We start from the raw sequence: 24009 nt of genomic DNA, 5'->3' as shown, positions 1-24009 counted from the left end.
TAAGGTATCATATCTGGTGCATGAAATGTTTCAGGAACTTTATCAGATGTTACATTTAGACGTTTTTCCTTCTTTTTTAACTTTTTTCACCACAAAAAAACGCAAAAAACGTTTGCTGGGATAAAAATAATTAGTAACTTTGCGCTCAGTAAAAACAAGCAGTTCATAAGCAATTATACAAAAACTTAATATAAAACATAATAATTATGGTAAGCAACAACATTCCACAAGTAAAGCTCGGCATCATTGCCGTTAGCCGTGACTGTTTTCCAATCGCGCTTTCTACACAGCGCCGTGAGAACATCGTAAAAGAGTACAAAGGTGAGATTTTCAACTGCCAGACTACAGTTGAGAACGAAAAAGATATGCTCAAGGCTGTGAGCGAGGTAAAGGAGCAGGGCTGCAACGCCTTGGTTGTTTTCCTCGGTAACTTCGGTCCAGAGACTCCTGAGACTTTGATTGCAAAGAATTTCGATGGTCCTGTTATGTTCGTAGCTGCCGCTGAGGGCGACGGCGACATGATCAATGGTCGTGGTGATGCATACTGCGGTATGCTCAACTGCTCTTACAACCTCGGCATGCGCCACCTGAAGGGTTACATCCCTGAGTATCCTGTAGGCACAGCTGCAGAAGTAGCCAAGATGATTCAGGACTTCGTACCAGTAGCTCGCGTCATCCTCGGTTTGAAGGGCTTGAAGATTATCACTTTCGGTCCACGTCCACAGGACTTCTTCGCTTGCAACGCTCCAATCAAGGGCTTGTACGAACTGGGTGTAGAGATTGAGGAGAACTCAGAGCTCGACCTCCTCGTAGCTTATAAGGAGCACGCGAACGATCCACGTATCGACGAGGTTTGCGCTGATATGGCCAAGGAGATGGGCGAGGGATGCTACTATCCTGACCTCAGCCGCAGAATGGCACAGTTTGAGTTGACATTGCTCGACTGGGCAGAGGCTCACAAGGGTTCTCGCCAGTATGTAGCATTCGCCGACAAGTGCTGGCCAGCCTTCCCAAGCCAGTTTGGTTTCGAGCCTTGCTATGTTAACAGCCGTCTCGTTAGCCGCGGTATTCCTGTAGCTTGCGAGGTAGATATCTATGGTGCATTGTCTGAGTACATCGGCATGTGTGCTTCTGATGATACAGTAACATTGCTCGACATCAACAACTCTGTTCCTCAGTATATCTATGATGAGGACATCAAGGGTAAGTACGATTACAAGTTGACTGATACCTTCATGGGCTTCCACTGCGGTAACACTCCACAGTGCAAGATGTGCTCTAGCCGTAAGATCAAGTATCAGTTGATCCAGAACCGCTTGTTGGAGAATGGTGGTACACCAGACTTCACCCGTGGTACATTGGAGGGCGATATCGCTGCATCAGATATCACATTCTATCGTCTGCAGTGCGATTCAGAGGGTAACCTCCGTTCTTATATCGCAGAGGGTGAGGTTCTCGATGTTCCTACCCGTTCATTCGGTGGTATCGGTATCTTCGCCATCAACGAGATGGGCCGCTTCTATCGCCACGTTTTGGTTCAGAAGGGCTATCCACACCACGGTGCAGTAGCTTTCTCTCACGTAGGCAAGACCCTGTTCGAGGTATTCAAGTATCTTGGCATCAAGGATATCGCTTACAACCAGCCAGCTAGCCTGCCTTATCCAACCGAGAATCCTTGGAAGTAAATAGTGGTAATTATCATTCACATGCCCTGAAAGAAGAGTGTGGTAATTATCATCCACACGTCCTGAAAGAAGAGTGTGGTCTTTTTTCATCCATACGCCCTGAAAGGGCAGAAGCTCCTAGCCCAGGGTAACACCCTGGGTTAACATATAAGCGACAATGTCGCCCTGAAAGGGCAAAAGCTTTCTAAATTCAAAGCTTTTGCCCTTTCTTCTTTTATTAAAAAAATAAAATATTCCCCGCTATTCTTGGCAATCTCCGAAATATATGCTAAGTTTGCACCATGAAAGAACCTAGATTGATAGAATTAACAGCATTGAAGCCAGGTTATTTGGCAAGTATCAATAACCTGTTGTCGCAGTTGAGTGATAGCGTACATACTATCACCGAGGAAGAATTGAACACCTTGCTCTCTTCATCCCAAAGTCATCTCTATGTCTTGGAATCCGATGGACAATTCATCGGTATGACTACCTTCTGTCTTTATCAATGCCCTACCGGATGGAAGGCATGGATAGAAGATGTGGTGGTGGATAGAAACTTCCGTGGCAAGGGATATGGCAAGCTGATGATTCAGCAGGTGATGGAACAGTGCAGGAAGAGGGGAGAAGTAACGCTGATGCTCACCTCGCGCCCATCCCGTGTCGTTGCCAACCAGCTCTATCAGAGCCTGGGCTTCGAAAAGAGAGAAACCAACGTCTATAAAATGAAATTCTAAATATCATATAGTGGAGGGTGGGTCATAAGTCTAAATAACGGCAGCCGAGGACGGGCTGAAAGCCCAAAAGCTCTTAGCCCAGGGCAGCGCCCTGGGTAATGTTGGCAAAAAACAAGGTCGCCCTGAAAGGGCAAAAGCTTTCAATTTCAAAGCTTTTGCCCTTTCAGGGCGACTTTGTTGTATCTATTCTAAAACCCAGGGCGCTGCCCTGGGCTAAGAGCTTCTGCCCTTTCAGGGCGTATGGGATGTGGTTTATGACACACCCTCTTTTGTTTCCAGTAACCCCGCCACTAAAAGAAACGGCAATTTTGAACATTTTGTGATATTTTGTGAATAGTGATTATTTGCAGAAAATCAGTACCTTTGCACCAGAATTAAATTGTATTTTATATCATAAGAAACATATTAAAAATGAACAAGAAAAAGATATTGTGTTTTTGTCTGGCTCTCGGGGCTTTTTCTGCTATGATGGCGCAGGAAACTCTGTCGCTGAGCCAGTGCCTGCAGATGGCAGTGGATAACAACCTGTCGCTGCAGAAAAGCAGGAACGAGATTGCAAAGGGAAAGTATTCCATCAGCGAGAACCAGGCTAAGCTGCTGCCGCAGATCAACGCCGTGGCACAGTTGAACGATAACTTCACGCCTCCTGTTTCCGTGACGGATGGTTCTGCCTACGGCAAACCTTACAATGTTACCAAGACCCTGCAGTATAATGCTTCTGCAGGCTTGCAACTCCAGATGCCGCTTTACAACCAGATGGTGAATACTGTCATCGACATTGCCAAGATAGCAGACCATCTCAACCAGCTCTCTTACGAGAAGGCGCGCGAAGACCTCATCGTGCAGACTGCCAAGATGTATTACATGGCGCAGAATACTGCCGAACAGATTCGTCTGGTGAACGACAACATCAAGCGCCTGGAAGAACTCTATGGCATCACCCAGGCTTTCTACGACAACCAAATGACTCTGGAGGTGGATGTGAAGCGTGTGAAACTCAACATCGAGAATCTCACCGTGCAGCGCGACAACGCCATCGCCATGCTCGACCAGCAATATACCATGCTCAAGTATGTGATAGATTATCCTGCGGATAAGCAAATCAAGGTAAGTGAAGTGAATCCCGGAGAAATAGAAACGGTGAATGCCAACGGATTGAACACCAATCTCTATGAACTCCAGCTCCTGGAGAAGAGAAAGGAACTTGCCCAGAAGCAGACCAAACTAGCCAAGGATGGCTATTTGCCTTCGGTGAGTCTTACCGGAAGTCTGATGTATTCAGCCTTTACTGATAAGATAGAGCATTGGATTCATTCGGGCGAATCAAACCACTGGTATGGTTCCAATGGCATCGGCATCCAGCTGAGAGTGCCAGTCTTCGATGGCTTCGAGAAGCGTTCCAAGATAAGACGTGCCAAGATGGAGGAGGAGAATGCCCGCATCGGATACGAGGATGCCTTGAAAGGCATGCAGGCAAACTATATGAACGCCGTGAGCGAGGTGAACAACAGTCAGCGCAACTACAAGAAGCAGTTTGACAACTATACTCTGGCGCAGGATGTATATAGCGTAACAGCCGACCAGTATAAAGAAGGTGTAGGAACGATGACCGCCGTTCTTCAGGATGAGATGCGCATGAGCGAAGCCATGAACAATTATCTCACCGCCTATTATAAATATAAGGTGGCGAATCTCTCGCTCCTGAAACTCACCGGACAGTTGGATCAGGTTAAATAACAAAGGAATCATTAAGTAATAATCAATCAAAATATAACAATGGAACAGAACGAAAACAACAAGATAGAAACCGCTCGTGAGGAAAATGCTGCCGCAACTCAGGCTTCTCACGAGGAAATGCAGAAGAAATTGAAGAAGCAGCGCATCCGTCAGATCATTGCCAGCCTCATCGGCGTAGCCATTCTCGCCTTCGGACTCTGGAAGATCGTCTGCCTTTTCCTGGATTATAATGCCAACGAAACCAGCAACGATGCCCAGGTAGAGCAGTATATCTCTCCTGTCAACCTCCGTGCATCGGGCTATATCGCCAAGGTTTGCTTCAAGGAACACGAGGAGGTTCATAAGGGTGATACCCTTCTTATCCTCGACGACCGTGAGTATCGCATCCGTCTGATGGAGGCTGAGGCGGCACTGAAGGATGCCAAGGCTGGAGCCAACGTGATTGATGCTACCCAGCAGACCACCCAGACATCGGCTACCGTCTATTCGGCATCCATCGACGAGATAGAGGTGCGCCTTGCCAAACTCGCCAAAGATTGCGAGCGCTATCGCAACCTGGTAGAGAAGAAGGCGGCTACACCTATTCAGCTGGAGCAGCTCGAAGTGGAATATGCGGCTACCAAGAAGAAACTGGAGTCGGTAAAGCGACAGCAGGCTGCTGCCTATAAGGGCGTGAACGAGGTGGTTACCCGCAAGCAGAATGTGGCTGCTGCCATCGAGCGTGCTGAGGCTGCGGTGGAGATGGCGAAGCTGAACCTCTCTTATTGTGTGGTTGTAGCGCCATGCGATGGTAAGTTGGGTCGCCGCTCTATCGAAGAGGGACAGATGGTAAACGCTGGAACTACCATCACCTATATCCTTCCTAATGCCCAGAAGTGGGTCATCGCCAACTATAAGGAAACCCAGGTAGAGAATCTCTATGTGGGTCAGAAGGTCCGCATGACGGTGGATGCCATCAGCAACAAGGAGTTTGAGGGCACCGTTACCGCTATCTCCGGTGCCACCGGTTCCAAGTATTCTCTTGTTCCTACCGATAATTCGGCAGGCAACTTCGTGAAGATTCAGCAGCGTGTGCCTGTAAGAATCGACTTTACTAACCTCAGCAAGGAAGACAATGCCCGCCTGGCAGCAGGTATGATGGTGATAGTAAAGGCTGAGAGAAATAAAAAGTAGCTAGAAGGAAATGAAGTAATATATGGAAGAAGAATATAAGAATTATCCGTTCTATGACTGGGTGCCGAAACCGCTTGGCATCATCTTCATGATCATCCTCTTCGTGCCGATGATTACGATGAGTGGTGTCTATTCCGCCAACAGCGGAGAGATGATGAGCGGACTGGGCATCCAGTCGGAATACATCGCCTTTGCGGGCTTCTGCACGTCGATAGGAATGGCGGCTTTCTCGCCGTTCTTCTACGAACTGGTGTGCATCCGAAGAGAGAAGATGATGTGTATCGTGGGATTCTCCATTCTCTTTTTGCTCAGTTTCGTCTGCGCCCAAACCGATTCGCTGTTCATCCTCGGCTTGTGCAGTCTGCTGATGGGCTTTGTTCGCCAGACGCTTCTGATGGCGCATCTCTTTGTATTGATTCGATATGGCTTCGGCATTGAGGCAACGAAGAATATCACGCCGGGTTGCGAGCCTACTACCGAGGAGGCTTGGGATGCGGTGGATTCAGAAAAAATGGTGTCCCAGCCGGTCATCTATCTTTTCTTCATGATTATCGGACAGTTGGGCACCTGGCTCACGGCTTGGCTTGCCTATGCTTACGAGTGGCAGTATGTGTATCATTTCATGATGGCATTCATGCTGGCGGGCATCATCATCGTGTTCTTCACCATGCCTTACCATAAGTATCCGATGCCGAAGTTCCCGATTACGATGTCGAAGTTTGGTAATGTCACGGTGTTCAGCATCATGCTCTGCTCGTTTGCCTATGTGATGGTGTTCGGCAAGACGCTGGATTGGTTTGATGATCCTACCATCCGTTATTCTACGGTGGTTTGTCTCATCTTCACCGCCCTGTTCATCTATCTGGAGAAGACCCGTCGTTCACCTTATTTTATCATGGAGGTGTTCCAGCTCAGGGTTATCAATTATGGCATCATGCTGTTCTTCCTCCTGATGGTCTGCAACTCCAGTGCCATGTTCGTGAATGTGTTCACCAATGTGGGAATGAAGATAGACAACTGGCAGAATGCCACCCTGGGCAACTGGGTGATGGTGGGATATACCATGGGCTTGATTTTTGCGGTCATCGCCAGAGCCAAGAATGTTCATCTGAAGTGGATGTACTGTCTGGGTTTCCTCTTTATCGGAGGCTACGCCCTCTTTATGTACTTCGAGGTACAGAACGACGGCATGTATGAGCGCATGAAATGGCCTATCATCATCCGTTCCACGGGAATGATGCTGCTCTATTCGCTCATCTCCACGATAGCCAATCAGCGCATGCCTTACCGCTTCATGTCCACCTGGGTCTGCATCATGCTCACCGTGCGTATGGTCATCGCCCCTTGCATAGGTTCGGCGCTCTACACCAATGTGCTTCAGCATCGCCAGCAGTATTACGTAACCCGCTTTGCGCAGGATTACGACCGTACCAGCTTGGAGACGGCAAAAACTTACGACCAGACGGTGATGGGCATGCAGTATCAGGGTAAGAGTGTAACCGAGGCGCAGAACATGGCTGCCATGAGTGTGAAGGGTAAGGTGCAGGTACAAGCCACCCTGGTATCTATCAAGGAGATGGCAGGCTGGACCTTCTATGGCTGTCTGGTATGTGCTGGCTTGATGCTCGTGATACCTTGGCGCAAGCGCAACATCAAGGAGCTTACCCGTGAGTATCTGCTGAAGAATGTGAATGAGAAAAACTTGGGAAGGAGGTAGGATTCTGCTAAAATATCATAAATAATCGGGATTGTTGTCAGATGGAATAGATATTTTTGTTATCTTCGCAATTCAAGCAAATTTGAAATAATGGAGATAACAGATAATATTATAATATGTGAGGCAAGAGAATTTCCTCATTTTCTGATGCAGCCTTTCTATTCTGATTATGTCGGAATAGTAGTTTGTCATCAAGGGATGTTCCGTTTCCAGGTAAACGGGGCATCCTTTGCTGCGTCTATGGGAGAGACTATTTTCCTTTCTCCTGAAATTCTTTTTCATATTCAGGAAACCTCTTCCGATTTCCGCTTTACCTTGCTTTTCTATCGTGTGGAGCAGATTCGTCACATGTTGGGCAATACGGTGATGAGCATGCGTCTTTATTCCACGCTTTATCCCAAGGCGTGCACCGTGGCGCAGACGGGTTACGAGGAGATGCTGACGTCTTATGCCCGGATGCTTTTTGTCTTAGATCAGAAGGAGAAGAAGGATACTTATAGTGATCATGAGCAGAAGTTGCTTCTCATGGCGGTGACCTATCGTCTTTGCAGCATATTCTCTGCCTCGCTTACCACGCCGAGAAAGGAGATGGATCGCAAGATAGAGACGTTTGAGGAGTTGGTGAAGCTGATAGATGCGAATTTCATGCGAGAGCGTGGTGTGGCGTTTTATGCCGACCAGCTTTGTCTCACCCCGAAGTATCTTTCGGTGATAGTGAAGTCGGTGTGTGGCAAGACGGTTCAGCAGTTGATTTTCAAGGCGATCATCCGTCGCAGCATTTATCTGATGAAGAATACGAACATGACGATTCAGCAGATAGCCTGCGAGTTAAGTTTTCCTAATGCCTCATCCTTCGGCACCTTCTTCAAGAAGCATACCGGTTTATCGCCAAAGAATTACCGCATGGGGGCGGAGTAGGTTCGAATAATCTTCGTATTCTCTGTTTCAATGAACTGATGGTCAAAGTCCTCAACCACATCCCGAAGAAGCGGTCGTATATGATATAGCTGCCATTGTACTTGTAGATGAATTCCCTATTGATCAGGGTCTTGAGAGCAAGACTCACGCTGCTGGCAGCAGGCAAGTTGTGGCGGCTTTTTATATAACTATCGCCACTTCTTTCCTTAATATTTTTTAAAACTTAAACTTTGCGTTTTCATCAGTTTCTTCAACGCTTCTCTTCTGGGTATTCGGCAAGAATCCTGCTATGATGCCGAGCAATGGCAGGAAGGCACTCACCTGGAAGATAAACTCAATACTGGTCTTGTCGGCTAACCAGCCGAAGAACGCTGAGCCAAGTCCTCCCAGTCCGAACATCAGGCCGAAGAAAATGCCTGCTATCAATCCCACTTTATCTGGCATCAGGTCGGTGGCATATACCACGATGGAAGAGAATGCCGAGGCGATGATCAAGCCAGAAAGGAAGGTACAGATGATGGTCCATGTGAAGTTCACAAAAGGCATGGCGATGGCAAAGGGTGCTGCTCCCAGAATGGAGAACCAGATGACATACTTTCTGCCAAATTTGTCACCCAGCATTCCTCCTGCCACCGTACCTATGGCAAAGGCGGCAAGGAATACGAAGAGGCACAGCTGCGAGGTCTGTACCGATACGCCGAACTTATCCATCAGGAAGAAGGTGAAGTAACTCGTAATGCATGCCGTATAGAAATACTTGGAGAACACGAGCATGATGAGGATGAACAGAGCCCAATACTTCACCCTTTTAGAGATATGGGTATTAAGAAGGGGCTGTTTCTGGGGATGGTTCACCACGTAAGCCAGTCGTGCCTTATACCAGACTCCCAATCTTACCATGATGATAGCGGCAAGCAGGGCTGCAAGGGCAAACCAGGAGATGGCATGCTGACCGAAAGGCAGGATGATGATGGCAGCCAGCAAAGGTCCTATTGCAGATCCTCCATTGCCACCTACCTGGAAGATGGACTGTGCCAGACTCTTCTTGCCTCCCGATGCCATCTGGGCCACTCTCGATGCTGTGGGATGAAACACTGAAGAACCCAGGCCGACAACGCTCACTGCCAGGAGAATCAGGAAATAATTCTCGGCGAAAGCCAGCAGGAGCAGGCCCACCAATGTGAAGCACATGCCGATGGAGAGGGCATAGGGACGGGGATGCTTATCGGCATAAAGTCCTGTGAAAGGTTGCAGGATGGAAGATGTCATCTGGAAGACCAGTGTGATGATACCAATCTGTGCAAACGAGAAGTCGAACTTATCCTTCACAATCGGATAGATGGAAGGGATAATCGACTGAATCATATCGTTCAGGAAATGGGAAATGCTACAGATGATGAGCATGGAATACACCGTACCCTCTACCATCGTAGGATTTCCCTTGATTTTACAGCCTATTGACTTGATGTTCATTTCTTTAATTTTTTTGTCTTTTTTTATTTTCTTATTTGAAGATCAATATTTTATGTTGTACTAAACGGTCTGACGAATCTCATATTTAACCTCCATGCCAAGTAGTGTATTATGTTGTACTTTTCCTGCAAAGGTAACAAAAAATTCTAGATTATGCAAGAAAAGGTATTATATAATGTTCTTTTTTTAAAAAATTATAAGTTCATGGGATTTTTCTTGGATATTTGCCATTGAATATTGTTTTTTTTTCTTAACTTTGCATGCACAATTAAACCTACAACTACTGGTTATTGATGTTCAAAAAATAAAAGATAGATTATTATGCAGATATTATTGGCAAATGCAAAAATCATGTTTGATAAGGCAGACAGGAAGCCTGTCTCCGTGCCACTCTTCCAATCAGTTGCCAATGTCTTGGCCGAAGAAATGGCAAGGATGAATGTAGAGGAATTGGCTAGGCAACTGGATTGCAGCAGCAAGATTGCAACTGAAAACTGGAAACGCTATTATACTTTTATGGCAGCAGAAAAGATGCCTGCCATCCTGGCTTACAATGGTCAGGCCTATAAACATTTGCGTGCCAGCTCTTTAAGTGACGACTCATTAGAGTATGCCCAGAAGCATCTCTGGATTACCTGTTTTCTCTATGGTTTACTTCGACCAATGGATGGTATCGTACCTTATCGTATGGAGCATTGCGTATCGCTTGAAGCCACAAACGACAAGCCTGTCAATCAGTTCTGGAAAGACAAACTGACGGATGTTCTCATCGATAGTGTGAAAGCTGATGATGGCATTCTCATCCATCTCTCAACAGAGGAATATGAACATCTGTTTGATTGGAAGAGAGTATGTAAGGAGATAAAGGTCATTCAGCCACTCTTTTATGTCCGCCAGAAAGACGGCAGATTGAAGATGCAGGCTGTATGGGCTAAATCTTGCCGTGGAGCCATGGTGAGATATATCCTGAATAATCAGCTTCTTACTCCAGAGGAACTGGCAGGCTTCAGTTACGAAGGTTTTGAATATGCGCCAGAATTAGGAGAAGCTGCTTTTCCTCATTTCGTTCGTTGAATAGAACAAAATAGTACAAATAATTTCGATATTTTTAAGTTATAGCGGTATAATCTGATGAAGAATACGAACATGACGATTCAGCAGATAGTCTGCGAGTTAAGTTTTCCTAATGCCTCATCCTTCGGCACCTTCTTCAAGAAGCATACCGGATTATCGCCTAAGAATTACCGCATGGGGGCGGAGTAGCTTAATTTGTAAATGCTTTATACTTTTTAGCATGCGAAATTAAAATTTCTCCCCAAAAGTTTGCTGGTTTCGAATAATCTTCGTACCTTTGCAGCACCAGTACCCGCCAAGCCTCTCAACGATGCTCAAATGTGCGGGTCGTTTTATTTTTATACATTTTGAACCTTCTAAACTCATTCCTTTATGAATAGTCTTATCCCATTTCAAAAGGAATACCAACATGCAGATGCTCTTGTTCAATTACTCTTGTCAAGAGGACTTGCTATTGATAATCCCGGTAAAGCAGAACAGTACCTAAAGACGATAAATTATTATCGCCTTTCAGCATATATGTATCCATTGCTTTTAGTTCCCAAGTCAGAGCATCGGTTCAAGACAGATGCAAGTTTCCGACAGGTCATGATGTTGTATCGTTTTGACAAGAAGCTTCGTCTGTTTATGTTTAATGAAATCGAGAAAATCGAGATAGCCGTTCGTACAGCTATCGTTGATGAGTGTACATCAGCGTTTGGAGATAGCTTCTGGATGACGAATGCTTCTTACTTTATAGATTCAAATAAGTTTCAGAAGACTTTGGTTTTACTAAAACATGAAGTAGAAAAGTCTCGTGAAGAATTTATTGCGCATTTTAAGCAAACGTATTCTGATCCATATCCGCCAGCTTGGATACTGGCAGAACTCATTCCTTTGGGTGTAATGGTAAACATCTTTAATAATCTCAAGAATGCGCAAGTAAAAAAGCGGATAGCTTTACGTTTTGGATTGCAATTAAAGGTGTTTAATTCATGGATGACAATTATAACTTTAACAAGAAATTCTTGCTGTCATCATGCAAGAGTATGGAATAAGCAGAATACAATGTTGCCTATGGTTCCACGTCGAACCACCCATGCTTGGATAACATTACCTTCCAATCCTTTGCGAGTTTATTATGATCTTTGTATCATTAAGTATTTCTTGGATACAATTTCGCCCAATAATGATATGGGGCAGAAGTTACGCAATTTGTTGTCGGCTTTTCCTCTTGTCGATCCTGCACCAATGGGATTTCCAGAGGGTTGGGAGAACGAGGAATTGTGGAAAATCGGGTAAAGTTAAGCAAAAGATTAAAACTTATCTCTAAAAATTTGCTGGTTTCGAAAAATCTTCGTACCTTTGCAGCACTAGTACCCGCCAAGCCTCTCAACGATGCTCAAATGTGCGGGTCGTTTTATTTTTATACATTTCCCTTGCTGAGATTCTCGTATTTTCAAATGATTCTTATTTCTTTGTGAATATTGAAAATATGGAAGAAAATGGTAATATATTAATAATCAGGGAATTATGGATTTATTGGTTAATAGCGCTAAAATAGGAATTCTATAGTTGTACGACTATAACCCCTATAGTTGTACAACTATAACTCTACAATTGTACGACTATAGCCTATATAGTCGTACGACTACAACTTTATAGTCGTACAACTATAGGGTATTCGATTAGTTAGAAGCAGAAAATAGGGAATTCGAGATGCTTAAAACTCCCTATTTTGTTGCTAGATTCCAAGTTTGCCAGTATACAAAATTTGGTTATAAGTATTGACAGAAATAACCTAGATTACTGAGTTGGCTTCCTTCAGTTCCAAATGAAATAGGCTTCGATGGCGAATGGAGCCTGTTTCGATGGAAAATGAAGCTTACTTACTGTGTATCCACTGCGTTTTGTAAAAGAAACTTTAATAATCGCAATTATCAGTGTTAAAAACCAAAGATTCACTCCGATTTTCATTATTTTTTATTATCTTTGTGCCAAAATAACAATTTAAAACAAAGGATATGAGCACATCAACTCATGTGATTACTCCCGATTTGCAAGCGAAGCTTGACAAGGTGAGAGAAGAAATTCATAGTGGACAATGTATCACATTGAAGTCGCATGATGATATTGACGGTTACTTTGCAAGTTTATGATTTGCATAATCATCACTTCCAAAGATGCCGAAAATGTTATCTGGAACAGGAATATAATAAAAATCATGATGGCGCTATAACTATCCTTGTATTGGGATGCCAAAAGGCATTGCAATGAATGTATAACAATTTAAAAAGAAAGATATATAAGAAACAGAAAAGAAAGATATAACATAGTAAGATTATAAACTTGCGTTTACTAATTTGTTCGGAAACACTTAAATTTGGCGATTTAAAGTATGTAATCACGAATGAATAAGTTCTGTGAACGCCTGCGCTATAGCGTGGGCGGAACTTATCGTGGTTACGGGCACGCCAAAGCCTAAGTGTTGATAAGGGAAGCTCACGCTTCTTCTTTGTCTTCACTTCATCAAGGCTTTTCGACGGATGGCTTTCTGCTAATCCTTCTGTCCGCTGCCCGTTTTACTCCGATAATGATTTAGTTCCAAACGCACCCATCAGCTATAGCAAAAGACGTTGGAGTTCGCTTCAATGTTTGTTGCTATACCTTATTATATATATAGTAACCAACAATGAAAAGAGCTACGAATGGACAAATTAAGAATGCAGAGTAGTAATGGTGTCGAGGACAACATTACGAAAATTGCGCAGCTGTTTCCCGACTGCGTTACGGAGACCGTGGACGAAAGAAGCGGTCAGCCAAAGCACCTCATAGATTTCGAGAAACTCAAGCAGAATCTTTCTGATAATGTGATGTCAGAAAGAGCGGAACGCTACCAGTTTACCTGGCCCGACAAGAGCAAGGCGATTCTCCTTGCCAATTCTCCTATCAATGCCACACTTCGCCCTTGCCGTGAAGACAGCGTTGATTTCGACAACACCCAGAACCTTTATATCGAGGGAGACAACCTCGATGTTCTCAAATGTCTGAAGGAGACTTACCTCCATAAGGTGAAAATGATCTATATTGACCCACCTTACAACACCGGAAACGATTTTGTTTATGAAGATGATTTCGCTCAGTCTTCAGAAGAATATCTCGCCAACTCAGGACAGTTTGACGAGCAGGGCAACCGTATGTTTACCAATGCCGAAAGCAATGGCAGATTCCATACTGATTGGCTCAATATGATTTATCCGAGATTGAAAGTTGCAAGAGACTTGCTGACCGATGATGGTGTGATATTTATTTCTATTGATGATAATGAGGTTGAGAATCTTCGAAAGGTTTGCGATGAAGTGTTTGGAGAACAAAACTTTATTGCAACCTTAATTTGGGAAAGAGCCTTTGCACCAAAGAATGATGCCAAATTTATTTCTTCTAGCCACGACTATATTGTAATGTGCGCTAAACGAATAGAAAACTTCAAAATAGGCAGGCTTGAAAGAACACAAGAAGCAAATGCTCGTTACTCAAATCCGGACAATGACCCTAGAGGAGTTTGGACGTCTGGAGACATGCTTGTTAAAACCTACAATAAATCATGTGATTATCCGATTACAACACCTTCAGGAAAGATAGTAAACCCAGTCCCAGGCAGATGTTGGAGATTTTCAGAAGAATCATTTTTAGAAAAAGTGAAAGACAATAGAATTTGGTTTGGTCCTGAAGGTAATGGAGTTCCTAGAGTCAAACGATTTTTATCTGAATTGAAATTCGAAGGTATGGCTCCAACCTCTATTTTATTTCACAAAGAAGTAGGTCATAGTCAAGAAGGTTCTAAAGAAGTTACAGCATTATTTGGTGATAAAGGTGTATTTGATGGTCCTAAACCTATTCGATTATTGCAACGTTTGCTTACATTAGCTAATCTCGATGATAATTCTATCATATTAGATTTCTTTTCTGGTAGTGCATCTACAGCTCATGCTGTAATGAAAATGAATGTAGAAAAAGACAAACATTGTTCATTTGTCATGGTTCAATTACCAGAACATATCAGCGAGAAAAAGAAAGAACAAGGATATGAAACTGTCTGTGAAATAGGCAAGGAGCGAATCCGCCGTGCCGGCAAGAAAATCAAGGAGGACTCTCCTTTAACCACCCAAGACCTCGATACTGGCTTCCGTGTGTTGAAACTCGATTCCACCAATATGCAGAACATCTACTATTCTCCAAAGGATATTTCGCAAGCTGACCTCTTCTCGCAGGTGGATAATGTAAAGCCGGATAGAACTGGCGAAGACCTGCTCTTCCAAGTGATGCTCGAACTTGGCGCAACCCTGGATTCGAAGATAGAAACGACAACTGTAGCTGGCAAGACCATCTATAACGTTGCCGAAGGATACCTCGTGGCTTGCTTCGACCCGGATGTAACCGACGATGTGGTAAAGTCCATCGCCCAGATGCAACCAGCCTATGCCGTGCTCCGTGACACCAGCATGAAGGATGATTCCACCGCCACCAACTTCGAGCAGATCTTTAAAACATATTCTCCTGACACGGTCACCAAAATCCTTTAAAAAGGGATTTTGAAAGGAAAAAGTAGAAAGGTAAAAAAGTAAAAAGAACTTTACTGATTACGATTATGAAACTGAAGTTTAAGATACAACAATATCAGACCGATGCCGTGGAGAGCGTCATCAACGTCTTCAAGGGGCAGCCCAACCAAGCCAACCTGGAATACAGGATGGATAAGGGAAAACTGTATGTGGTGGACAGCAAGAAGCATGACATCAAAATCGTTCAAACAGATGTCTTTGCCGATAGCGATGATGCCAGCAATAGTCTGGGTTATAAGAACAATCGCCTTGCTATGGATAAGGTGGCTCTCTTCGACAACATCCGACAGATTCAGACCGATAACAATATCCATCAGGATGAAGAACTCTGTCAGAAACTAGGAGCCTGCCAGCTCGACGTAGAGATGGAAACCGGAACGGGAAAGACTTACGTCTATATCAAGACGATGTTCGAACTGAACAAGCAGTATGGCTGGACCAAGTTTATCGTGGTGGTTCCAAGCATCGCTATCCGAGAGGGTGTGAAGAAGAGCTTCGACATCACGGTAGATCACTTCATGGAGCAATACGGCAAAAAGGCTCGCTACTTCATATACGACAGCAGCAGCCTCAACGACATCGACACCTTCTCGCAGAGCAACGACATCAGCGTGATGATCATCAACACCCAAGCCTTCAACACCATGAAGGAAGGAGCCAAGAACAAGGCGGCACGCATCATCAACTCCGAACGAGATGAGTTCGGTTCCCGAAAGCCTATCGCTGTTCTTGCTGCCAACAACCCTATCATCATCCTGGATGAACCGCAGAAGATGGGAGGTGCCGCTACACAGACGGCACTCAAAGCCTTCAATCCGCTCTTCACCCTGAACTACTCCGCTACCCACAAGGAACACCACAATACGGTGTTTGTGCTCGATGCACTTGATGCCTATAACCACAAGCTGGTGAAGAAGATAGAGGTAGTAGGTTTCGAACTGAAGAACCTGAAAGGTACCGACAGCTATATCTATTTTGCAGAGCTGCTGCTTTCGAAAGACAAGGCTCCACAGGTAAAACTGGAGATAGAACAGCAGAGCACTACGGGAGCCATCAAGCGAATCTACAAGAAGTTGGGAGAAGGCGATGACCTCTATCGTGCCTCTGGAAATATGCTGCAATACAAGGGATTCATGATTACCGATATCGTGGTGGATGCCCGTCAGCCAAGTCGCAGTCATGTGAAGTTCAGCAACGGCGAAAGTCTGATGCTGAAGGAGGTAATCGGCAACGTAACTGCCGACCACAAGGCTCGCATCCAGATAAGGGAAACCATCAAGGCGCACTTCCGCAAAGAGAGCGCCCTCTTCCATCGTGGCATCAAGTGCCTCTCGCTTTTCTTCATCGACGAGGTTGCCAAGTATCGCCAGTATGATGAAGACGGCAATGCGCTGCTGGGACGCTATGGAGAAATCTTCGAACAGGAATACCAGGCAGAACTACTGGAGAATCAGAATATGTACGACCCGGAATATATGCAGTATCTTAGCTGCATCCCTGTCAACAAGACCCATGAGGGTTATTTCTCCATCGACCCCAAGACCAAGCGCATCAAGGACAGCGATGAGAAGAAGGGAGCAGGAAGCGACGACGTATCGGCTTACGACCTGATTATGAAAGATAAAGAACGACTACTGAGTCTCGACCCAACTTACTCGCCAGTTCGCTTCATCTTCTCTCACTCTGCCTTGAGAGAAGGTTGGGACAATCCGAACATCTTCCAGATCTGTTCGCTCAGACAAGCGAACAGCATCTCGCAGAAGCGTCAAGAAGTGGGACGAGGTCTGCGACTCTGCGTTGACAACAAGGGAGTACGACAGGATGCCGATACCCTGCAGGGACAGGTGCAACAGATTAACCGTCTTACCGTGATTGCCTCAGAGGGCTATGCTGATTTCGTAAACGACCTGCAGAAGAATATTTCGGAAGATCTCTACGACCGTCCGAAAGTTGCCGACATCGACTACTTCGATGGAAAAACTTTCACGATTGAGGATGGCAGCAAGCATAGTATCACGACGTCAGAAGCCAAGAAGATTTATTTCTATCTGGTGAAGAATGGTTATGTGGATGACGAAAGTCATGTAACCGATGCTTACCGCTCTGCCGCAACATCGGGAACACTCGCACCATTGCCAGAAGAAGTAAAGCCATACGGCAAATGGATTCATAAACTGATAGAAGGCGTATGGAATCCTTCTGCCCTTGATGGTATGATAGAAAACGGAAGTACGCCGCAGACTCCGGAGAACAGACTGAACGAGAACTTCACGAAGAAGGAGTTCCAGGAACTTTGGAATCGTATCAACCACAAATACGCCTATACGGTGAACTTCGAAAGCAGGGAACTGATAGAGAAAGCTATTGCCGCCATCAACAAGGAACTGGTAGTTTCGAGACTGAGCTACGTGGTAACCCGAGGAGTGCAGAAGACGGAACTGAAGTACGACGACATGAAGGCGGGCAGCATGATGGTGCGGGAAGAAATGCAGCATGATGACCTGAGAACGGAAGTCGTAAGCACCGTGAGGTACGACCTGCTGGGCAAGATTGCCGCCAATACCCGATTGACCCGCAAGACCATCGCCGGGATTTTGAGTCAGATTAAGCCAGAAAAGTTTGATATGTACAAGATGAATCCAGAAGAGTTTATCCGTAGGGTAAGCCGCCTGATTCTGGAGCAGAAAGCCACCATCATCGTAGATCATATCAGTTACAACGAGATAGAGGGAAGCTACGATTCCGCCATCTTTACGGAGGAGAAACATACCTCGCTCGACAAGGCTTACCAGGGCAGAAAGAGCATCGTGGATTATGTGTTTACCGATGGAACGGCAAAGCAGAGTGTGGAGCGCAAGTTCGTGGAAGACCTCGATACGAGTACCGATGTTGCCGTATATGCCAAGTTGCCAAAAGGTTTCCACATTCCTACCCCTGTGGGCAATTATTCTCCCGACTGGGCGATAGCCTTCAAGGATGGTGCCGTGAAGCATGTTTATTTCGTAGCCGAAACCAAGGGCAGCATGTCAACCCTTGACTTGCGAGGCATAGAAAATGGTAAGATAGCCTGTGCTGACAGGCTTTTCGAGCAACTCTCAGGTTCGGGCATCTACTATCATAAGGTAACCAATTATGACGATTTGATGAAATGGGTGAAATAGAATATGATGTTCAATATTTCAAAATGCTTTCACACTCATATTAACTCTTTGTATCATAGTGGATTAAGTGTGAAAGGAGAATAATGAAGAGAGAATATGATTGATAGTTGAAGGAGGGTGGAAGATAATGATGAGTGTGAGTAGCTGGTAGGTAAAGAAGGACGGGGAATATTCTTCTCGTATCGATTGATACCAGTAATCTATATAGCTGACTAGAGTCATCCATATAGCTGACTCGTGTCATCTATATGGATGACCCGGGTCAGCCGATGCTAGATAGTATCTGTTTCTCCTGATAGGGATATCAATACTTCTTGTTGGAAATGTCAGCTACTCCTATTAGTACTATCATATTTTCTGCTTATAAACTGCCTTCATCCTAAACGTATTGGTAATCAATGGTTTTGAAGAATTGTGAAAGCAAAAATAAATCGTAAACAAATCATTCCTGGCACTTCATGTAGAGATGGCAGTTGTAGGTGTTTGTGAAGATGCTTGCTGCTGCCTTTTCTTTTTTAGCTCTTCACGATGCAAAAAATCAAAATAAAAGTTGTACCTTTGCACCCAAGTTGAGATTACAGAAATGAAAAAGGAACGTGAAACGACGAACAAGTATCGTCAGCAAGCTCTTGAAGGAGATTTGATGGCGATGAACAACATGGGTGTCTGCTATGCGCAAGGCATCGGTGTTTTTTGGTATGAAATGGCAGGTCAGCAAGGTGATGTATTAGACTGGTACAAAAAACAATATTAAAGACTTTTAAATATGAAACGAATCTTTTTTTTAACGGTAGGTTTCTTTGTTGGTATGAACCTGATGGCACAATCTCCAATCAGTTTTTATCCACATGAGAATGCCCAGGACATCAACGTTGATACACATCTGGTCATTGAGTTTGACAAGACGGTGAAAGCCGGCAGCAAGGGTGTTATCACAGTTACTGATAAGACTACCCGCAAGGTGGTTGACAGAATCGACATGAGTATTCCGGCAGGTCCTGTGGAAGGACAGCCCAAGAATCCCCATGCCATCTATACTCCAGTACCCTATATATATAAGGTAGGGCACATCACCAATCGCAATACCCGTCCGGGCACTCCGTCGGGTGCGGCCAAGGAAGATAAGCGCAAATACCAGAAGACCATCATAGGCGGCTTCTCTGATGCTTTCCACTTCTATCCTGTTATCTGTCATGGCTGCAAGGCCACCATTTATCAGCATAACAACATGTTGGATTACGGCCATGAGTATGAAGTAAAGATAAGCAACGGTGTGATTGAAGGTTGGAAGGGCAAGACATCTTGGAAGTTCACCACCAAGAAGAACGCACCTTCTGCGGATTTGAGTCAGGTGGTAGTGGCTGCAGATGGAAGCGGAGATTTCTCAACCCTGCAAGGTGCCATGGATTGGATACCAGACTCATTGCCAACAGAAGCTTGCAGGAAAACGGTTTTCGTCAAGAATGGAGATTATGAGGAACTGGTGTATTTCCGCAACAAACGATTTGTTACCATCCAGGGAGAGTCCATGGATGGAGTGGTAGTACATTACCCTAATAACGAGGTTTTCAATCCTCATCCTGTTGATATCAAAACCAATGAGTTGAAAGGAACCTTCCCTTCACGCCGTGCAGCAGTTGCAGCAGACAACTGTGCCGACATGATTTTCAAAGATATCACATTCAAGACTGATTGCAAGGGACAGGCAGAGGGCTTTCTTCTAAATGGAGAGCGAAACCTGGCAGAAGATGTACATATCATCGGTGATGGCGATGCACTTCAGGTGAATGGATCAGCTTACTGGCTCAACTGCATCATAGATGGAGGAGGGGATACGGTTTTGGGAAGAGGTCCATCCTACTTCAATCACTGCACCCTTTCCAGCTATGGTGCTTTCATGTGGATTAGAAATACCAGGGATAACCATGGTAACATCTTCAATGATTGCACTTTCAGAGGATTGAGCAAGGATGCCGTAATAGCCCGTCTGCCTGATAATAAAGGAAGGAATTATCCTGATGCGGAGTGTGTGTTGCTGAACTGTACACTCGACGATGTACCTTCTGAAGGTTTTGGGCCGATTGACAAATCTGCATCTTCAGCAGTCCTGTTGGAATTCAATAGCCATGACAAGGAAGGTAAAGCTATAGATACCAGCAAGAGAAACAAGTATGTCCGCCAGCTTCATGTCATCAAGGATGCAGAGATTATAGGAAAATACTCCAATGCAAGTTGGGTGTTGAATTGGTAAGAAAGGAGATTATTTATGTCACAAAATGGGTCAGCATATAGAAGCCATGACCAGTTCTTTTGCAATCCGTTATGCAATAAAAACAAAAAAGCAGCTGATAAAAATCAGCTGCTTTTTTGCTTATAGGGTGGAGCTGGAGGGAATCGAACCCTCGTCCGCACAAGGAAACCATACGCTTTCTACATGCTTATTCCAGCCTTCAATTTTCGAGGTATGACAAGACCTGGACCACCAATCATACCCTTATCCTCTAAAATTTCATCCATGCAACGAGGCGTACATGAACTATTTCCGATTTACCTGCACCGCTTGATCAACAAGATTCGGAACTACATCCGTTGAGCGATGTCCCGTTCCAGCACCTTGTGCCGGAATAAAGCTAATCTACTGTACTTCGATTAAGCAGCGAGAGCGTAGTTATTTTCGCCAATTAATTTTTTGTTCACTAGGATTTAGGAGGTAGCCAACGAGCCTCCGCATGCTTACGTACCATTTCATCTCGCCGTCAAATCCAGTCAACCCCGAGATTTCTTGATAACTAGGATGCAAAGATAAAGCGAAATTTTGAAATCACCAAATATTTTCGGAATTTTCTTAGTTTTTTCTTTAAAATATCGGGATAATGCGGTTGAAAGTTGCTTCGTATTAAGAATTTTTGAAGAAATGATGCAGTTTTTGGAGTTATCTCATTTTTTTGCAGTAACTTTGTGGGCAAAATAATTAAAAATCAGAAATGATGGCAATGGAGAAAAAAGGAAAGATACTGATAGTGGATGACAATGAGGATGTTCTCTTGTCGCTCAATATGCTTTTGAAACCATACGTGGAGGGTATCAGGGTGATCAATACGCCTGAGCGAATTATCGGAATGATGGATTCGTTCATGCCTGATGTCATCATGCTCGATATGAACTTCCATCGGGATGCCATCAGTGGCGAAGAGGGGTATGAATGGCTGGAGAAGATTCTGGCGCATAACCCCAAGAGCGTGGTGCTGTTTATCACGGCCTACGTGGATACGGAGAAGGCGGTGAGGGCCATCAAGGCGGGAGCTATCGACTTTATTCCGAAACCATGGGATAGGAACAAACTGCTCGATACGGTGAAGAGTGCCGTGGAATTGAGCAGGGAAAGGAATCTGGATTCTTCGGATTTGATTGGCGAATGCCCTGCCATGAAGGAACTGAAAGCGCAGATGATGCGTGTGGCGGCTACAGATGCCAACGTGTTGATTACTGGAGAGAATGGTACGGGAAAGGATGTGGTGGCGCATGCCTTGCATCAGCTTTCAGACAGGGCTAGGAAGCCGTTTGTGAATATCGACCTGGGTTGTATCCCTGAGAATCTTTTCGAGAGCGAACTTTTCGGATACGAGAAAGGGGCGTTTACGGATGCCAAGAATGCTAAGGAAGGACGAATTGAGACGGCGGATGGCGGAACTCTCTTTCTGGATGAGATTGGAAATCTGAACCTGCCGATGCAGCAGAAACTCCTGACGGTGATTGAAAAGCGGGAGACCCAGCGCATTGGTTCCAATAAGGTGAGCCATGTGGATGTGAGAATTCTGGCGGCTACGAATGCCCATCTGCGTGAGAAGGTGGGAGAAGGAACATTCCGGCAGGACCTCTTTTATCGCTTGAATACCATCGAGCTTCATCTTCCACCGCTGCGTGATCGTGGAGAGGATATCGTTCTGCTGGCAGAATATTTCCTGAAGATTTATTCGGGGAAATATAGTGTGGGCGATGTGAGGCTGGGGGCATCTGCCAAGCAGAAGCTGTTGAAACATACCTGGCCGGGTAATGTAAGAGAGTTGCAGCATTGCATCGAGAGGGCGATTGTGTTGGGGGATAAGACGGAACTGGCTGCCGAGGATATCAGATTGGAGGATTCTGTGGTGGCATCGGGGACTTCTTCAGGTTCCATAAAGGTTGATTCGCTCAATCTTCAGACCTTGGAGCGTGAAGCCATCAAGCGCGCCATCTCCTTGAGCAATGGAAATCTTACACAGGCCGCAGAGTTGCTGGGTATCACCCGTTTCGCCCTTTATAGAAAAATCGATAAGCTCGGGGTTTAAAGCTTTTGCCCTTTCAGGGCGTAGGGATATATCTTGTTAAAACCCAGGGTGTTGCCCTGGGCTAGGAGCTTCTGCCCTTACAGGGCGTGTGAGGATTTTAGCAGTTTCTTTTGATAGAAAAAACGGAAATTTTTGAAACTATGTCAATCGTCAATAACTTATTCAATCATAAGAGCAATGAGCGGATGCGCCAACTGATTGAGGCTATCCGCACCCGTGACTTCTCGCTTCAATATTCGTTGGATCATCTGAGGGGAGAAGAGCGGAATCTTGCTGAGCAGATTAACGAAGTGGTGAATGAATTTCGGGAAACCACTTTGCTGCAGGAAGCGAAATACCAGTATTTCGGAACGATGCTCGATACCATCAACGCCTTTCTCATTGTGGCGGATGAACAGGGAAAGGTGCATTGGATGAATCGGGCTGCTGTGGATGGACTCTGCGGTTTTTCGATTCATCACTTGCACGACTTGCAGGTGCTGGATGAGACGCTGCCGGAAATGATGATGCAGCTGAAGCCGGGATTGCAGAAACTGGTACAATTGGAGACCAAGACCAGCGAGGGGGCTGCTGGCAAGAAGGCTTTGGATGCCGGAAATCAGAATGCGGGGAAGGCTGACTTTGTATTGAGCGTGGTCAACTTCTTTAATAAAGGCTTTGCCTATCGCCTTTATACCTTGCAGAATGTGCAACCGGTGATTCAGAAGAATGAGACGGATGCGCAGCAGCAGCTGGTGAGGGTATTGACCCATGAAATCATGAACTCGCTGACTCCTATCATCTCTTTGGCTGATACGCTTTGCGAAGGTGTGGAGCAGAATACGCTGGAGCATGATGATCTGCTGATGGCATTGCAGGCTATCAACCGGAGAAGCAATGGTCTGTTGCAGTTTGTGGAGAACTATCGCAAGTTGCAACGCATATCGAAACCTCAGTTTGAGGATGTGAGGATTGGTGATCTGGTGGCAGATTTGCAGCATCTTTATCCGGATTCGATATTCCATTATGAGATAGAAAATGAAGACCAGAGGTTGCAGATGGATCGTTCGCAGATAGAACAGGTACTGATTAATCTGCTGAAGAATGCGCAGGAAGCTGTGGAGATTCGGATGAAGGAGGAGGCGGCAGATCTTTCCGATGAGGCTGAATCTGCTCAAAATCAGATTCCTTATGTCCGTCTTACCACTCATCTTTCGAGCAACAAGCGCGATTTCATCATTTCCATTACTGATAATGGTAAGGGAATCCTGCCGGAGGTGATGGAGCGCATTTTCGTGCCGTTCTTTACTACCAAGACGAGTGGTTCGGGCATCGGGTTGAGTATCTGCAAGCAGATAGTAACCCTGCATGGTGGAACCATCACCGCTTCTTCGAAGCCAGGCGATAAAACCACCTTTAGCGTGGTGCTTCCTGCCTGATAGAGACG

16 protein-coding genes and 1 other RNA gene are annotated in these 24009 nt (G+C 45.2%); 15 read left to right on the top strand and 2 right to left on the bottom strand.

Translation table 11 applies throughout. The annotated features are described in order from the left end of the window. Positions 1-206: 206 nt before the first annotated feature. The 6 genes from V8Z93_RS12015 (at position 207) to V8Z93_RS11990 (ending at position 7946) form a co-directional block, all read left to right on the top strand. Positions 207-1685 carry an L-fucose/L-arabinose isomerase family protein gene (locus V8Z93_RS12015; protein WP_203051173.1) on the top strand — a complete coding sequence of 493 codons (1479 nt, stop codon included), beginning with the start codon at positions 207-209 and terminating at the stop codon, positions 1683-1685. A gap of 296 nt (positions 1686-1981) precedes the next feature. Beyond that, on the top strand, positions 1982-2401 hold the full coding sequence (locus V8Z93_RS12010; RefSeq protein ID WP_439431627.1) for a GNAT family N-acetyltransferase: 420 nt from the start codon (positions 1982-1984) through the stop codon (positions 2399-2401). A gap of 411 nt (positions 2402-2812) precedes the next feature. After that, positions 2813-4138 (top strand): TolC family protein, encoded by a 1326-nt coding sequence (locus tag V8Z93_RS12005; protein WP_439431626.1) that lies wholly within the window; start codon positions 2813-2815, stop codon positions 4136-4138. A 117-nt stretch (positions 4139-4255) separates the two neighbouring features. Continuing rightward, positions 4256-5311 carry an HlyD family secretion protein gene (locus V8Z93_RS12000; RefSeq protein ID WP_439432853.1) on the top strand — a complete coding sequence of 352 codons (1056 nt, stop codon included), beginning with the start codon at positions 4256-4258 and terminating at the stop codon, positions 5309-5311. Positions 5312-5333: 22 nt separating this feature from the next. Beyond that, on the top strand, positions 5334-7028 hold the full coding sequence (locus tag V8Z93_RS11995; protein WP_439431625.1) for an MFS transporter: 1695 nt from the start codon (positions 5334-5336) through the stop codon (positions 7026-7028). 90 nt (positions 7029-7118) lie between these two features. Next, entirely contained in the window at positions 7119-7946 is an 828-nt protein-coding gene (locus tag V8Z93_RS11990) for a helix-turn-helix domain-containing protein (RefSeq protein WP_439431624.1), read from the top strand. A gap of 216 nt (positions 7947-8162) precedes the next feature. On the opposite strand, the gene V8Z93_RS11985 is transcribed toward V8Z93_RS11990, so the two are convergent. Beyond that, entirely contained in the window at positions 8163-9419 is a 1257-nt protein-coding gene (locus V8Z93_RS11985; RefSeq protein WP_203039262.1) for an MFS transporter, read from the bottom strand. Positions 9420-9740: 321 nt separating this feature from the next. Between V8Z93_RS11985 and V8Z93_RS11980 the strand changes: the two genes are divergently transcribed. The 7 genes from V8Z93_RS11980 to V8Z93_RS11950 all read left to right on the top strand — a co-directional run bounded on the left by V8Z93_RS11980 (position 9741) and on the right by V8Z93_RS11950 (position 20506). Then, positions 9741-10493, top strand: coding sequence for a YaaA family protein (locus V8Z93_RS11980; protein ID WP_439431623.1), 753 nt, complete (start codon positions 9741-9743; stop codon positions 10491-10493). Positions 10494-10550: 57 nt separating this feature from the next. Beyond that, positions 10551-10682 (top strand): helix-turn-helix domain-containing protein, encoded by a 132-nt coding sequence (locus V8Z93_RS11975; RefSeq protein WP_203051165.1) that lies wholly within the window; start codon positions 10551-10553, stop codon positions 10680-10682. Positions 10683-10865: 183 nt separating this feature from the next. Next, the gene (locus V8Z93_RS11970; RefSeq protein WP_439431622.1) at positions 10866-11774 is read left to right on the top strand and encodes an Abi family protein; all 909 of its coding nucleotides are present in this window, start codon (positions 10866-10868) and stop codon (positions 11772-11774) included. Between the two features lie 1406 nt (positions 11775-13180). Continuing rightward, a complete protein-coding gene (locus V8Z93_RS11965) occupies positions 13181-15055 on the top strand; it encodes a site-specific DNA-methyltransferase (RefSeq protein ID WP_439431621.1) in 1875 nt (624 codons plus the stop codon). 65 nt (positions 15056-15120) lie between these two features. Further along, on the top strand, positions 15121-18255 hold the full coding sequence (locus V8Z93_RS11960; protein ID WP_439431620.1) for a type III restriction-modification system endonuclease: 3135 nt from the start codon (positions 15121-15123) through the stop codon (positions 18253-18255). 583 nt (positions 18256-18838) lie between these two features. Beyond that, a complete protein-coding gene (locus tag V8Z93_RS11955) occupies positions 18839-19009 on the top strand; it encodes a hypothetical protein (RefSeq protein ID WP_439431619.1) in 171 nt (56 codons plus the stop codon). Between the two features lie 12 nt (positions 19010-19021). Next, positions 19022-20506: a pectinesterase family protein gene (locus tag V8Z93_RS11950; protein WP_439431618.1), complete on the top strand. Its 1485-nt coding sequence runs from the start codon at positions 19022-19024 to the stop codon at positions 20504-20506. A gap of 125 nt (positions 20507-20631) precedes the next feature. Here V8Z93_RS11950 and ssrA read toward each other — a convergent pair. After that, positions 20632-21029, bottom strand: a transfer-messenger RNA (tmRNA) gene (gene ssrA / locus V8Z93_RS11945). Positions 21030-21248: 219 nt separating this feature from the next. On the opposite strand from ssrA, the gene V8Z93_RS11940 reads away from it, so the two are divergent. After that, positions 21249-22583 carry a sigma-54-dependent transcriptional regulator gene (locus V8Z93_RS11940; RefSeq protein WP_439431617.1) on the top strand — a complete coding sequence of 445 codons (1335 nt, stop codon included), beginning with the start codon at positions 21249-21251 and terminating at the stop codon, positions 22581-22583. Between the two features lie 140 nt (positions 22584-22723). Continuing rightward, on the top strand, positions 22724-24001 hold the full coding sequence (locus tag V8Z93_RS11935) for a sensor histidine kinase (RefSeq protein ID WP_439431616.1): 1278 nt from the start codon (positions 22724-22726) through the stop codon (positions 23999-24001). The last annotated feature ends 8 nt before the right edge of the window (positions 24002-24009 follow it).

The organism is Segatella copri, assembly GCF_051861805.1.
Taxonomy (GTDB): domain Bacteria; phylum Bacteroidota; class Bacteroidia; order Bacteroidales; family Bacteroidaceae; genus Prevotella; species Prevotella copri_M.
This window is presented reverse-complemented; position numbering and strand designations above follow the sequence as displayed.

Coding starts and splice junctions, on each gene's coding strand:
- V8Z93_RS11960 (WP_439431620.1), top strand. CDS start 15,121: ATGAAACTGAAGTTTAAGATACAACAATATCAGACCGATGCCGTGGAG.
- V8Z93_RS11995 (WP_439431625.1), top strand. CDS start 5,334: ATGGAAGAAGAATATAAGAATTATCCGTTCTATGACTGGGTGCCGAAA.
- V8Z93_RS12005 (WP_439431626.1), top strand. CDS start 2,813: ATGAACAAGAAAAAGATATTGTGTTTTTGTCTGGCTCTCGGGGCTTTT.
- V8Z93_RS11940 (WP_439431617.1), top strand. CDS start 21,249: ATGGAGAAAAAAGGAAAGATACTGATAGTGGATGACAATGAGGATGTT.
- V8Z93_RS11950 (WP_439431618.1), top strand. CDS start 19,022: ATGAAACGAATCTTTTTTTTAACGGTAGGTTTCTTTGTTGGTATGAAC.
- V8Z93_RS11970 (WP_439431622.1), top strand. CDS start 10,866: ATGAATAGTCTTATCCCATTTCAAAAGGAATACCAACATGCAGATGCT.
- V8Z93_RS11935 (WP_439431616.1), top strand. CDS start 22,724: ATGTCAATCGTCAATAACTTATTCAATCATAAGAGCAATGAGCGGATG.
- V8Z93_RS11980 (WP_439431623.1), top strand. CDS start 9,741: ATGCAGATATTATTGGCAAATGCAAAAATCATGTTTGATAAGGCAGAC.
- V8Z93_RS11965 (WP_439431621.1), top strand. CDS start 13,181: ATGGACAAATTAAGAATGCAGAGTAGTAATGGTGTCGAGGACAACATT.
- V8Z93_RS11985 (WP_203039262.1), bottom strand. CDS start 9,419: ATGAACATCAAGTCAATAGGCTGTAAAATCAAGGGAAATCCTACGATG.
- V8Z93_RS12015 (WP_203051173.1), top strand. CDS start 207: ATGGTAAGCAACAACATTCCACAAGTAAAGCTCGGCATCATTGCCGTT.
- V8Z93_RS11975 (WP_203051165.1), top strand. CDS start 10,551: ATGAAGAATACGAACATGACGATTCAGCAGATAGTCTGCGAGTTAAGT.
- V8Z93_RS11955 (WP_439431619.1), top strand. CDS start 18,839: ATGAAAAAGGAACGTGAAACGACGAACAAGTATCGTCAGCAAGCTCTT.
- V8Z93_RS11990 (WP_439431624.1), top strand. CDS start 7,119: ATGGAGATAACAGATAATATTATAATATGTGAGGCAAGAGAATTTCCT.
- V8Z93_RS12000 (WP_439432853.1), top strand. CDS start 4,256: ATGCAGAAGAAATTGAAGAAGCAGCGCATCCGTCAGATCATTGCCAGC.